Origin of the sequence: Janthinobacterium silvisoli (assembly GCF_014200725.1) — a bacterium.
Classification (GTDB): Bacteria; Pseudomonadota; Gammaproteobacteria; order Burkholderiales; family Burkholderiaceae_D; genus Janthinobacterium.
Genome location: NZ_JACHCL010000001.1, coordinates 929,128 through 942,006, shown reverse-complemented (window position 1 = coordinate 942,006; position 12,879 = coordinate 929,128). Strand labels below are relative to the sequence as shown.

Here is a 12,879-nt window from a genome sequence, read left to right as displayed (position 1 = left end):
TTCCCCACTCCGATGAAAAAACTGATCATTGCATTACTGCTGCTGTGCGCGATACAGCAGAGCGCGCGGGCTGGCTTCGCTGAAGGAGCCAGTGCCTACAACAACAAGAATTACAGCCTGGCCTACAAGGAAATCCTGCCGCTGGCCAAGGCGGGCAATCCCGATGCCGAGCATTTGCTGGGTTTGATGTATTACATGGGACGTGGTTTGCCGCAAGATTACAAGCAAGCCATGTTTTGGCACCGCAAGGCGGCTGACCAGGGCAAGGCTGATGCGCAGTATGTGGTGGGCGCCATGTATTACACGGGCAACTCCGTCTTGCAGGATCACAAGCAGGCCGTGGTCTGGTTCCGCAAGGCAGCCGAGCAAAACCATGCCGAGGCACAGCAGGTGCTGGGCTTTATGTACCGCTACCACATGGGTGGCGTGCAGCAGGATATCGTCATCGCCTACATGTTGTGGAATCTGGCGGCTGCCAATGGTTCGTCGAATGCGGCCGACCAGCGTGCTGCCGTGTTGCGCATGATGACGCCAGAACAAGTCGAAGAAGGCCAGGCCCTGTCGGCGAAATGGAAGCCGGGCACACCGTTGCCGCGCACCTCGAAAACCGGCGGTGCCTAAGATGGGAGGGCGCTGCAAGGTGGGGCGGCTTGGCGTACAATCGCTTTTTTCCTTGCGAGAGTGCCCCTATGCGTGCAGTTGCCATCACCGAGCCCGGTCCCGCCGATGTATTGCAGGTAAGCGAGCGTGCTACGCCGCAACTGAAGGCGGGCGAACTGCTGATCAAGGTACAGGCGGCCGGCATCAACCGTCCCGATGTGCTGCAGCGCCTGGGTAAATACGCACCGCCAGCTGGCGCGTCCGATTTGCCGGGCCTGGAAGTGGCCGGTGAAATCGTCGATGGCGACCTGGCCGGCACGCCATTCAAGCTGGGCGACCTGGTCTGTGCACTGGTGCAGGGTGGCGGCTATGCCGAATATTGCGCGGCCCCGGTCGGCCAGTGCCTGCCTTTGCCAAAGGGTTTGACCGCGCTGGAAGGCGCCTCCTTGCCTGAAAATTTCTTTACCGTCTGGAGCAATGTGTTCGACCGCTGCGCATTGGCCGATGGTGAAACCTTGCTGGTGCAGGGCGGCACCTCTGGTATCGGCGTAGCGGCAATACAACTGGCCGCGGCGCTGGGCCACCGCGTGTTCGCCACCGCCGGCAGCGACGACAAGGCGCGCGCCTGCGAAGCGCTGGGCGCCGAACGGGGCATCAATTACCGCACTGAAGATTTTGTTGCCGTCGTCAAGGAGTTGACGAACGGCCGCGGCGTGGATGTGATCCTCGACATGGTTGGTGGTGACTATCTGCCGCGCGAAATCGATTGTCTGGCCGATGATGGCCGCATCGGCGTCATCGCCGTGCAGGGTGGCACCAAGGCGACCCTGGATGTGGGGCAGCTGCTGCGCCGCCGTCTGACGGTGACGGGCTCGACTTTGCGTCCCCGCTCGGTTGCTTTCAAGGCCGCCATCGCCGCGCATTTACAGGCCACCGTCTGGCCCTTGATCGAAGCAGGCAAGATCAAGCCCGTCATTTACAAGACTTTCCCATTGGACAAGGCCAGCGAGGCGCATGCTTTGATGGAATCAAGCACGCATGTGGGCAAGATCATGTTGCAAGTTGCCTGAAGCGGCGGGCCTTGGTTTGACCGGCAACAGTGGTAGCGTTAAAATGACGGGTTATTAGAATTTAGGCTACTATGCGTCGCAAACTCGTCGTCGGAAATTGGAAGATGAACGGCAGTCGCACCACAAACGCGGTGTTATTGTCTGAAATAGTGGCTGGCTTGCCTGGGTTGTCCGACCATGGTGCTGCCAGCGCCGTCTGTGTGCCCGCGCCGTACCTGGCACAGTGCCAGGCGCAATTGGCAGGATCAAGCCTGGCTTGGGGGGCGCAAGATGTGTCCGCCCATGCCGGTGGCGCGTACACGGGAGAGGTCTCGACCGCCATGCTGCAGGATTTTGGCTGCAGCTATGTGGTGGTTGGGCATTCCGAGCGCCGCGCCTACCATGGCGAGAATTGTGACTGCGTGGCGGCCAAGGCGGTTGCCGCGCTGGCAGCCGGTATCACGCCTATCGTGTGTGTCGGCGAAACGCTGGAACAGCGCGAAGCAGGGCAGACCGATGCCGTAGTGTCGCAGCAATTGAATACCGTGCTGGCAGCCGTGACTGCCGACGATGTGGCGAAACTGGTGGTGGCCTATGAGCCGGTCTGGGCGATCGGCACCGGCAAGACGGCGACGCCGCAGATGGCGCAAGATGTTCATCAGGTGTTGCGCGCGCAGCTGGCAGTCAAGAATGCGGTGGCAGCCGCTGGCGTACAGATCTTGTACGGCGGCAGCATGAAACCGGAGAATGCAAAAGAATTGATGGCCATGCCGGATATTGACGGCGGGTTGATCGGTGGGGCAGCATTGAAGGCGGCGGATTTCCTGGCTATTATTCACGCCGCTGATTGAATTACTTTAAACTAAGAATGGAATTGCAATGAACATGATGTTCAATCTGGTAGTCGTGGTACAGGTTTTGTCCGCTTTGTCGATTATCGCGCTGGTATTGCTGCAGCATGGCAAGGGTGCCGATATGGGCGCCGCCTTCGGTTCCGGCGCATCTGGCAGCCTGTTCGGTGCAACGGGTTCGTCGAACTTCATGTCGAAGTCGACCGGCGTCGCTGCCGCCATCTTCTTCGGCGCCACCCTGGCCCTGTCGCTGATGGCCAATCAGCGCGCTACCACGGTAGGCGGCGGCGTGATGGACAAGGTCGTCAAGCCAGCCCCTGTGACCGGCGCCGGCGCGATCCCGACCACGGTGCCTGCACCGGTTGCTCCGGCAGCGAGCGCGCCAGCGGCAGCGGCGCCAGCAGCAAGCACCCCGGCTGGTCAGATTCCAAAGTAATTAACTCAAGTATTCGAGTGTCATTAGGCTGGATAATGGCGCGATAGTATTGCGTAGCATGCGGGAATTACGAGTGATTCTCATTACGAGCAGATTATTGCTCAATGTTTTGGCAGCACGGTAGGAAAAAGCATTATCGTGCTGGAAGATGTAAAAATTAATCGTTTTTATCTGTGTTTTGATGCATTTGTGCATTAACTTTAGCAGCAAAGCAGAGTAGAATACGGGCCTTACCGCCGACGTGGTGAAATTGGTAGACACGCTATCTTGAGGGGGTAGTGGCGAAAGCTGTACGAGTTCGAGTCTCGTCGTCGGCACCAGAAATCAGAAGCCAGCAACGGCGCACGAGCCATGGCTCGTACAAGGTTGCTGGCTTTTTTTACGAGGATGTGTCGTTCGATCCTGGTCTTAGCTTTGATTGGGATCGTGCGTTAAATACGCTGCAAGTGATCGCAGCGTCCTCATTTAACCGATCGTTCAACATAAGCGTATCAATCGTGAACCTCGAAAATTACTTCCCCGTCCTGCTGTTTATTCTTGTCGGCCTCGGTGTCGGCATCGCTCCCCAGCTCCTGGGGCGCCTGTTAGGTCCTAACAAGCCTGACGCAGCAAAACTCTCCCCGTACGAATGTGGTTTTGAAGCATTCGAAGACGCGCGCATGAAATTCGATGTGCGCTACTATCTGGTCGCAATCCTGTTTATTTTGTTCGATCTGGAAACGGCATTCTTTTTCCCATGGGGCGTAGCAATGCGCGACCTGGGCTGGGCCGGTTTCGTCACGATGATGGTGTTCATCGCCGAATTCGTGGTCGGATTTTGGTACATTTGGAAGAAAGGTGCCCTTGACTGGGAATAAGCCATGGCTATTGAAGGCGTATTAAGCGAAGGTTTCATCACCACCTCGGCCGACAAGCTGATCAACTGGGCGCGTACCGGGTCAATGTTCCCGATGACGTTCGGTCTGGCCTGCTGTGCGGTTGAAATGATGCACGTGGGCGCAGCCCGTTACGATATGGACCGTTTTGGCGTCGTGTTTCGTCCGTCGCCGCGCCAGTCCGACGTCATGATCGTTGCAGGTACCCTGTGCAACAAGATGGCGCCGGCATTGCGCAAGGTCTACGACCAGATGGCAGAGCCGCGCTGGGTTATCTCGATGGGTTCCTGCGCCAATGGCGGCGGGTACTACCATTATTCCTACTCTGTGGTGCGCGGTTGCGACCGCATCGTGCCCGTTGACGTGTATGTGCCTGGCTGCCCTCCAACAGCTGAAGCACTGCTGTACGGCATCATGCAGTTGCAGAACAAGATCAAGCGTACCAGCACGATCGCACGCTAACCGGGTCGCTTCAGATTATGACTACACATTTAGAAGTATTGCAAAACGCCCTCGGCACTGCCCTGGGCGAACGCGTTAGTACGACCGTTGCGCTGGGCGAAGTCACTTTGGTCGTCAAGGCCGAAGACTACCTGGACGTGATGCAAACCTTGCGCGACGACCCGACCCTGCATTTCGAGCAATTGATCGATCTGTGCGGCGTGGACTACTCGACTTATGGCGATGGCGCCTGGGATGGCCTGCGTTTCGCGGCTGTTTCGCACCTGCTGTCGGTCAAGCACAACTGGCGCGTGCGCGTGCGCGTATTTGCGCCGGACGACGACATGCCGCTGCTGCCATCCGTGGTAAACATCTGGCGTGCGGTCAACTGGTATGAGCGCGAAGCGTTCGACCTGCTGGGCATCCTGTTCGAAGGACATAACGACTTGCGCCGCCTGCTGACCGACTATGGTTTCATCGGCCATCCGTTCCGCAAGGACTTCCCGGTCTCCGGCTATGTCGAGATGCGTTACGATCCGGAACAAAAGCGCGTGATTTACCAGCCCGTGACGATCGAGCCGCGGGAAAACGTGCCGCGCGTGATCCGCGAAGAACATTACGGGATGAAATAATGGCTGAGATTAAGAACTACACCCTGAACTTTGGGCCACAGCATCCGGCCGCGCACGGTGTGCTGCGCCTGGTGCTCGAGCTCGATGGCGAAGTGATCCAGCGTGCCGACCCCCATATCGGCCTGCTGCACCGCGCTACCGAGAAACTGGCCGAACAGAAGACCTACCTGCAATCCGTGCCGTACATGGACCGTCTCGACTATGTGTCGATGATGTGCAATGAACACGCTTACGTGATGGCCATCGAAAAACTGCTGAATGTAGAAGTGCCGCTGCGCGCCCAATACATCCGCGTGATGTTCGATGAAATCACCCGCGTCCTGAACCACCTGATGTGGCTGGGCGCGCATGCGCTGGACGTTGGCGCCATGGGCCCGTTCCTGTACTGCTTCCGCGACCGCGAAGACCTGTTCGACTGCTACGAAGCGGTCTCGGGCGCGCGTATGCATGCAGCCTACTACCGTCCGGGCGGCGTGTACCGCGACCTGCCTGATTCGATGCCGCAGCACAAGGCGTCCATCATCCGCAACGCCAAGGCCATCGCCAAGCTTAATGAAAACCGCCAGGGTTCCCTGCTGGACTTCATCGAAGACTTCACGCGCCGTTTCCCGACCTATGTCGACGAATACGAAACCTTGCTGACCGATAACCGTATCTGGAAACAGCGTACTGTCGGCATCGGCGTGGTCTCGCCGGAAGATGCGCTGGCCATGGGCTTTACCGGCGCCATGCTGCGTGGTTCGGGCGTGAAGTGGGACTTGCGCAAGCAACAGCCGTACGAAGTGTACGACCTGATGGACTTCGACATTCCTATCGGCACCAACGGCGATTGCTACGACCGCTACCTGGTCCGCGTGGAAGAGCTGCGCCAGTCGAACCGCATCATCAAGCAGTGCGTGGAGTGGCTGCGCAATAATCCAGGTCCTGTCATGACCAGCAACCGCAAGGTAGCGCCTCCGGGCCGCGTCGACATGAAGACCAATATGGAATCGCTGATTCACCACTTCAAGCTGTTTACCGAAGGTTTCCACGTGCCGCCAGGCGAGGCTTACAGCGCCGTCGAGCATCCGAAAGGCGAGTTCGGCATTTACCTGGTGTCCGATGGCGCCAACAAGCCGTACCGCATGAAACTGCGCGCACCAGATTACGCCCACTTGCAGTCGCTGGACGAAATGGCGCGTGGCCACATGATTGCCGACGCCGTGACCATCATTGGTACGCAAGATATCGTGTTCGGCAGTATTGACCGCTAAGTCCGAGAGGCAAAAAAGTATGTTGTTATCAGAGCAGTGCTATAAAAAAATCGACCGCGAGCTGGCCAAGTACCCAGGCGACCAGCGTCAGTCGGCCGTGATGGCCGCGCTGGCGCACGCCCAGGATGAACTGGGCTGGCTGTCGCCGGACACCATGAAGGAAATCGCCGACTATATCGGCATGCCAGCTATTGCTGTGCAGGAAGTGGCCACGTTCTACAATATGTACAACACCAAGCCGGTCGGCAAGCACAAGATCACCGTGTGCACCAACCTGCCTTGCGCCCTGTCCGGTGGCGTGCGCGCCGCTGACTACCTGAAGCAGAAGCTCGGTATCGATTTCCGCGAAACCACTGCTGACGGCCAGTTCACCCTGGTTGAAGGCGAGTGCATGGGCGCTTGCGGCGATGCGCCTGTCCTGCTGGTCAGTAATAAAACCATGTGCAGCTGGATGTCGAACGAGAAAATCGACGCCATGCTGGAGGAACTCAAGAAATGACGTCACTCCACAACCGCCATATCGATCCATTGATCCTGAAGGATCTGGATGGCAAGAACTGGCATTTGCAAGACTATGTGAACCGTGGTGGCTATACGGCCCTGCGCCGTATCCTGGAAGAGAAAATCACGCCGGAACAGATCATCGCCGACCTCAAGGCTTCGTCCTTGCGCGGCCGTGGCGGCGCGGGTTTCCCTACCGGCTTGAAGTGGAGCTTCATGCCGCGCCAGTTCCCGGGCCAGAAATACCTCGTCTGCAATACAGATGAAGGCGAACCGGGAACTTTCAAGGACCGCGACATCATTCGTTACAATCCCCATGCGCTGATCGAAGGCATGGCGATTGGCGCTTATGCCATGGGCATCACCGTGGGCTACAACTATATCCACGGCGAAATTTTCCAGGACTACCTGCGTTTCGAAGATGCACTGGAAGAGGCGCGTGCCGCCGGCTTCCTGGGCGACAAGATCATGGGTAGCGAGTTCTCGTTCCAGTTGCACGCACACCATGGTTATGGCGCGTACATCTGCGGCGAAGAAACCGCGCTGCTGGAATCGCTGGAAGGCAAGAAAGGCCAGCCGCGCTTCAAGCCGCCTTTCCCTGCCTCGTTTGGCCTGTACGGCAAACCAACCACCATCAATAACACGGAAACCTTCGCGGCCGTGCCATTCGTGCTGAACATCGGTCCAGAGAAATACCTGGGCATGGGCAAGCCGAACAATGGCGGCACCAAGATCTTCTCGATCTCGGGCGACGTGGAATTGCCGGGCAACTACGAAGTACCGCTGGGTACGCCGTTTGCCAAACTGCTGGAACTGGCAGGCGGCATGCGTGGTGGTAAAAAAATCAAAGCCGTAATCCCTGGCGGTTCGTCCGCTCCGGTGATCCGCGGCGACGTCATGATGCAAACCGACCTGGACTACGACTCGATCGCGAAAGCTGGTTCGATGCTCGGTTCGGGCGCTGTCATCGTGATGGACGAAACTCGCTGCATGGTGAAGGCGCTGGAACGCCTGTCCTACTTCTATTTTGAAGAATCGTGCGGCCAGTGTACGCCTTGCCGTGAAGGCACAGGCTGGATGTACCGCATGGTACATCGCATCGAGCAGGGGCAAGGTCGTCCAGACGACCTGGATATGCTCAACTCGATCGCTGACAACATCCAGGGCCGCACCATTTGCGCACTGGGCGATGCAGCGGCTATGCCAGTACGGGCCTTCATCAAGAATTTCCGTGAAGAATTTGAATATCACATCGAGCACAAGCATTGCTTAGTGCCCGCTTACATCTAAGCTGCGTCAGGTAACGATCACCATGGTTGAAATCGAAATAGACGGCAAAAAAGTCGAAGTCCCTGCTGGTAGCATGGTGATGGACGCCGCCAACAAATTGGGAACCTACATTCCGCACTTCTGCTACCACAAGAAATTGTCGATCGCAGCGAACTGCCGCATGTGCCTGGTCGAAGTGGAAAAGGCGCCTAAGCCTTTGCCCGCTTGCGCGACCCCGGTCAGTGCCGGCATGATCGTGCGTTCTGCCAGCGATAAAGCTGTGCAGGCGCAAAAGTCGGTCATGGAATTCTTGTTGATTAACCACCCGCTTGATTGCCCTATCTGCGATCAGGGCGGCGAATGCCAGTTGCAAGACTTGGCAGTCGGCTACGGCAACAGCGGTTCGCGCTATCAGGAAGACAAGCGCGTCGTCAAGCCTAAGGAAGCTGGCCCGCTGGTCTCGATGCAAGAGATGGCGCGCTGCATCCAGTGCACCCGCTGCGTACGTTTTGGCCAGGAAGTGGCCGGCGTGATGGAGCTGGGTATGATCGGTCGTGGCGAACACTCCGAAATCGTGTCCTTCGTCGGCCAGACGGTCGATTCCGAAATGTCGGGCAATATGATCGACCTGTGCCCGGTAGGCGCACTGACGTCGAAGCCATTCCGCTACAGCGCCCGTACCTGGGAACTGTCGCGCCGCAAATCGGTCAGCCCGCATGACGGCCTGGGCGCGAACCTGATCGTGCAAGTGAAAGCTGGCAAGGTCAAGCGCGTACTGCCGCTGGAAAACGAAGACGTCAACGAGTGCTGGATTTCCGACAAGGACCGTTTCTCGTACGAAGCGCTGGACAGCGCCGAGCGCCTGACTTCTCCTATGCTGAAACAAGGCAATGAGTGGAAAGAAGTCGATTGGCAAACCGCGCTGGAATACGTGGCCCACGGCCTGAAAAACATCAAGCACGAGCATGGCGCTGACGCTATCGCTGCCGTTGCTACGCCGCATTCGACGGTGGAAGAACTGGTCTTGCTGCAAAAAGTGGCGCACGGCCTCGGTTCCGACAACGTCGACTTCCGCCTGCGCCAGACCGATTTCGCGCTGGACGCGAACGTCAAGCCATGGCTGGGCATGCCGATCAATGACTTCGGCCAGATCAAGCGCGCCTTCGTCATCGGCTCCTTCCTGCGCAAGGACCACCCATTGCTGGCAACGCGCCTGCGCGCTGCGGTGAAAGCCGGCGGCAAGCTGTCGATCCTGCACGCATCCGACGATGATCAACTGATCACCATCGCCAACAAGATGATCGTAGCGCCAAGCGATTGGCTGGCTGCCTTGTCGGAAGTGGTGGTAGCGGTTGCCAAAGCGAAAGAAATCGCTGCGCCAAATGGTTTCGAAGCGATTACCGCCTCGGACGTGGCCGTCAACATCGCCGCCAGCCTGATGGCTGGCGACCATGGCGCCGTGCTGCTGGGTAACGCGGCAACGCAACACCCGCAAGCGTCGCAACTGCACGCTGCCGCACAATGGATCGCCGAGCAGACTGGCGCCACCCTGGGCTACCTGACCGAAGCGGCCAACACCGTCGGCGCGCATCTGGTGGTCAAGCCACGTGCCAATGCACAGCCAGTATTTGCTGCCCCGAAGAAAGCTTACGTGCTGCTGCACGCCGAGCCGGAACTGGACGCAGCCAATCCACAGGCAGCCCGCGCTGCACTGGACAAAGCTGAAATGGTGGTTGCCATGTCGGCCTTCAAGCACGGCATGGATTACGCCGACGTCTTGCTGCCGATCGCGCCATTCGCTGAAACCTCGGGCACTTTCGTGAACTGCGAAGGCCGCGCGCAAAGTTTCAACGGCACCGTGAAACCGCTGGCAGAAACCCGTCCAGCCTGGAAAGTGCTGCGCGTACTGGGCAACATCCTGGGCCTGGCTGGTTTCGACTACGACACCTCGGAAGCGATCCGCGACGAAGCCTTTGGCGCCGGTGTGACCGATCTGTCGGCACAGCTGTCCAACACCGCGAAAAACGCTGCCGAAGCGGCAACGTATGCACCAGCTTCGCCTGCGCTGCAACGTATCGCTGACGTGCCGATCTATTTCGCTGACGCACTGGTACGCCGTTCCGAACCACTGCAACGCACGGTCGATGGCGCCGCGCCGCAAGCCCATCTGTCCGCCGATCTGGCTGGCAAGCTGGGCATCAAGGCAGGCGACAAGGTCAAAGTGGCGCAAGGCTCCGGCAGCGCTATTTTGGTGGCGGCTATTCACGCCGGCCTGCCAGCCAATGTGGTCAAAGTGTCGGCGGCGCATGCCTCGACCGCTGGCCTGGGCGGCATGTTCGGTGACATCACAGTTGAAACAGCAGAGGGGAAAATCTGATGGCTCTGCCTGAATTTGTAAACGTCATCAACAGTACCGGTCATGACCTGCTGGGCGCTGCCTGGCCGTTCTTCTGGACGTTGATCAAGATCCTGTGCGTGCTGCTGCCGCTGATGGGTCTGGTTGCTTACGCTACCTTGTGGGAGCGTAAGCTGATCGGCTGGATCCAGATCCGCGTCGGTCCTAACCGCGTGGGCCCATTGGGCTTGCTGCAACCGATCGCCGATGCGCTGAAACTCTTGTTCAAAGAGATCATCATCCCGGCCAAGTCGGCCAAGGGCCTGTTCGTGATCGGCCCGATCATGACCATCATGCCGGCCCTGGCGGCCTGGTCGGTGGTCCCGTTCGGCCCGGAAGCAGTGTTGGCTAACGTCAACGCCGGCTTGCTGCTGTTGCTGGCAATCACCTCGATGGAAGTCTACGGCATCATCATTGCCGGCTGGGCCTCGAACTCGAAGTACTCGTTCATGGGCGCCATGCGCGCTTCGGCACAGATGATCTCGTATGAAATCCCGATGGGTTTCGTGATGGTGATCGTGCTGATGGTGTCGGGCAGCCTGAACTTCATCGATATCGTGGGCGGCCAGCAAATCGGCTTCTTCGCGGACAAAGGCGTCAACTTCCTGTCGTGGAACTGGCTGCCGCTGCTGCCGATGTTCGTCATCTACCTGGTGTCGGGCCTGGCTGAAGCCAACCGCCATCCATTCGACGTCGTCGAAGGCGAGTCGGAAATCGTGGCCGGCCACATGGTCGAATACTCGGGCATGGCTTACGCCATGTTCATGCTGGCCGAATACGCCAACATGATCCTGATCGGCGCCCTGGGCTCGATCATGTTCCTGGGCGGCTGGTCCGCACCGTTCAAGTTCCTGGAATTCTGGGGCGGTTTCGGCGGCTTCTTCTGGTTGTTTGCAAAAACATTCTTCATCGTTTCGGTGTTCGTCTGGGTACGCGGTACTTTCCCACGCTACCGTTATGACCAGATCATGCGCCTGGGCTGGAAAGTGTTTATCCCGTTGACGCTGGTCTACCTGGTCTTCGTCGCTGCCTGGATGCAGACATCCTGGAATATTTGGAAGTAAGAGAGTGCATACGAATGGATAAGGTAAAAGATTTCTTCAGCAGCCTATTGTTAGGCGAGCTGATCAAGGGCATGGCGCTGACAGGCAAGTACATGTTTTCGCGCAAGATCACGGTGCAATTCCCGGAAGAGAAGACACCGATCTCGCCGCGTTTCCGTGGCTTGCACGCGCTGCGCCGCTACCCGAATGGCGAAGAACGTTGCATCGCCTGCAAACTGTGCGAAGCAGTTTGCCCGGCGATGGCCATCACGATCGAATCGGAACAGCGTGACGACGGTTCGCGCCGCACCACGCGTTACGATATTGATTTGACCAAGTGCATCTTCTGCGGTTTCTGCGAAGAGTCCTGCCCGGTCGATTCGATCGTCGAGACGCAAATCCTGGAATACCACGGCGAGAAACGCGGGGATTTGTATTACACGAAAGAGATGTTGCTGGCCGTAGGTGATCGTTATGAAAATGACATCGCCGCTGCGCGCGCCGCCGACGCACCTTATCGCTGATGGATGCGCCGCAGCCTACGGGCTGCGGCGCGCCCCTCGTTCATCTGTACGTCTATTGGGTTTTTTATGGACTTTAAAACAATTTTGTTTTACGCCTTCTCGCTGATTCTGATCATAGCGGCGACGCGCGTTATCACGGCCCGTAATCCGGTCCACGCAGTACTGTTTTTGGTACTGTCCTTCTTTTCCGCGGCAGGCATCTGGATGCTGCTGCAAGCTGAATTCCTGGCCATCGTGCTGGTATTGGTGTATGTCGGCGCCGTGATGGTGCTGTTCCTCTTCGTGGTCATGATGCTCGATATCAATATCGACCGCATGCGCGAAGGCTTCTGGGGCTATCTGCCATTGGCTGCCACCGTCGGCGCGATCATCGTGCTGGAAATGGCGGCTGTGTTGTGGCACGGTTTCCGCGACTTCGCACCGAACGTGGTGGCTGAAGGCGTGAACCTGGGCGGCACCAAGGAACTGGGCATGCTGATCTACACGAAATATGTGTTCGCATTTGAAATCGCTGCTGTCGTGCTGCTGGTGGCCATCGTTGCCGCTGTCGCGCTGACCCTGCGCAAACGCAAGGACACCAAGCATTTCGCACCTGGCGATGCAGTGCGCGTCAAGCGCAATGACCGCCTGAAGATCATCAAGATGGATGCGGTTGTCGAGCGTCCAGCAGCTGAGCCAGAAGTCAAGGAGGCACCATGATATTAACGCTGACACATTATTTGGTCCTGGGCGCGATCCTGTTCGCAATCTCGATCGTCGGGATTTTCCTGAACCGCAAGAACATCATCGTATTGCTGATGGCAATCGAATTGATGCTGCTGGCGGTGAATATGAATTTCATCGCGTTTTCCCATTACTTGGGTGACGCGGCCGGTCAGATCTTCGTTTTCTTCATCCTGACGGTTGCCGCCGCTGAGTCGGCTATCGGTCTGGCTATTCTGGTGGTGATGTTCCGTAATCTGGATACCATCAACGTCGAAGACCTGGACAGCCTCAAAGGCTGATGTTTT

The 12,879-nt window shown here is 58.0% G+C and carries 15 protein-coding genes and 1 tRNA gene; all 16 read left to right on the top strand.

Features of this window, described 5'->3' with window-relative positions:
• Positions 1-12 precede the first annotated feature (12 nt).
• The 16 genes from HDE75_RS04245 (at position 13) to nuoK (ending at position 12,873) form a co-directional block, all read left to right on the top strand.
• Positions 13-621 (top strand): tetratricopeptide repeat protein, encoded by a 609-nt coding sequence (locus HDE75_RS04245; protein ID WP_183676076.1) that lies wholly within the window; start codon positions 13-15, stop codon positions 619-621.
• Positions 622-689: 68 nt separating this feature from the next.
• Positions 690-1,670: an NAD(P)H-quinone oxidoreductase gene (locus HDE75_RS04240; RefSeq protein ID WP_183676077.1), complete on the top strand. Its 981-nt coding sequence runs from the start codon at positions 690-692 to the stop codon at positions 1,668-1,670.
• A 71-nt stretch (positions 1,671-1,741) separates the two neighbouring features.
• The gene (gene tpiA, locus HDE75_RS04235; protein ID WP_183676078.1) at positions 1,742-2,500 is read left to right on the top strand and encodes a triose-phosphate isomerase; all 759 of its coding nucleotides are present in this window, start codon (positions 1,742-1,744) and stop codon (positions 2,498-2,500) included.
• A gap of 28 nt (positions 2,501-2,528) precedes the next feature.
• The gene (secG, locus tag HDE75_RS04230) at positions 2,529-2,936 is read left to right on the top strand and encodes a preprotein translocase subunit SecG (protein WP_183676079.1); all 408 of its coding nucleotides are present in this window, start codon (positions 2,529-2,531) and stop codon (positions 2,934-2,936) included.
• A gap of 235 nt (positions 2,937-3,171) precedes the next feature.
• Positions 3,172-3,256 (top strand) — tRNA-Leu (locus HDE75_RS04225).
• A gap of 177 nt (positions 3,257-3,433) precedes the next feature.
• Positions 3,434-3,793 (top strand): NADH-quinone oxidoreductase subunit A, encoded by a 360-nt coding sequence (locus HDE75_RS04220; protein ID WP_071326314.1) that lies wholly within the window; start codon positions 3,434-3,436, stop codon positions 3,791-3,793.
• 3 nt (positions 3,794-3,796) lie between these two features.
• The gene (locus HDE75_RS04215) at positions 3,797-4,273 is read left to right on the top strand and encodes a NuoB/complex I 20 kDa subunit family protein (protein WP_010399733.1); all 477 of its coding nucleotides are present in this window, start codon (positions 3,797-3,799) and stop codon (positions 4,271-4,273) included.
• A 17-nt stretch (positions 4,274-4,290) separates the two neighbouring features.
• Positions 4,291-4,884 carry an NADH-quinone oxidoreductase subunit C gene (locus HDE75_RS04210; RefSeq protein WP_183676080.1) on the top strand — a complete coding sequence of 198 codons (594 nt, stop codon included), beginning with the start codon at positions 4,291-4,293 and terminating at the stop codon, positions 4,882-4,884.
• A complete protein-coding gene (locus tag HDE75_RS04205; RefSeq protein WP_183676081.1) occupies positions 4,884-6,137 on the top strand; it encodes an NADH-quinone oxidoreductase subunit D in 1,254 nt (417 codons plus the stop codon). The genes HDE75_RS04210 and HDE75_RS04205 overlap by 1 nt, the downstream gene beginning before the upstream one ends.
• Before the next feature lie 19 nt (positions 6,138-6,156).
• Positions 6,157-6,636, top strand: a complete 480-nt coding sequence (nuoE, locus tag HDE75_RS04200; RefSeq protein WP_183676082.1) for an NADH-quinone oxidoreductase subunit NuoE — start codon at positions 6,157-6,159, stop codon at positions 6,634-6,636.
• Positions 6,633-7,928 (top strand): NADH-quinone oxidoreductase subunit NuoF, encoded by a 1,296-nt coding sequence (nuoF, locus tag HDE75_RS04195; RefSeq protein ID WP_183676083.1) that lies wholly within the window; start codon positions 6,633-6,635, stop codon positions 7,926-7,928. Before nuoE ends, nuoF begins: the two co-directional genes overlap by 4 nt.
• A 22-nt stretch (positions 7,929-7,950) precedes the next feature.
• Complete coding sequence (nuoG, locus tag HDE75_RS04190) at positions 7,951-10,284, top strand: NADH-quinone oxidoreductase subunit NuoG (RefSeq protein ID WP_183676084.1); 2,334 nt, start codon at positions 7,951-7,953, stop codon at positions 10,282-10,284.
• A complete protein-coding gene (nuoH, locus tag HDE75_RS04185; RefSeq protein WP_183676085.1) occupies positions 10,284-11,366 on the top strand; it encodes an NADH-quinone oxidoreductase subunit NuoH in 1,083 nt (360 codons plus the stop codon). Before nuoG ends, nuoH begins: the two co-directional genes overlap by 1 nt.
• Before the next feature lie 14 nt (positions 11,367-11,380).
• Positions 11,381-11,869, top strand: a complete 489-nt coding sequence (gene nuoI / locus HDE75_RS04180; protein ID WP_010399726.1) for an NADH-quinone oxidoreductase subunit NuoI — start codon at positions 11,381-11,383, stop codon at positions 11,867-11,869.
• Between the two features lie 66 nt (positions 11,870-11,935).
• Positions 11,936-12,568 (top strand): NADH-quinone oxidoreductase subunit J, encoded by a 633-nt coding sequence (locus HDE75_RS04175; protein WP_183676086.1) that lies wholly within the window; start codon positions 11,936-11,938, stop codon positions 12,566-12,568.
• Positions 12,568-12,873, top strand: a complete 306-nt coding sequence (gene nuoK / locus HDE75_RS04170) for an NADH-quinone oxidoreductase subunit NuoK (RefSeq protein WP_183676647.1) — start codon at positions 12,568-12,570, stop codon at positions 12,871-12,873. The genes HDE75_RS04175 and nuoK overlap by 1 nt, the downstream gene beginning before the upstream one ends.
• The last annotated feature ends 6 nt before the right edge of the window (positions 12,874-12,879 follow it).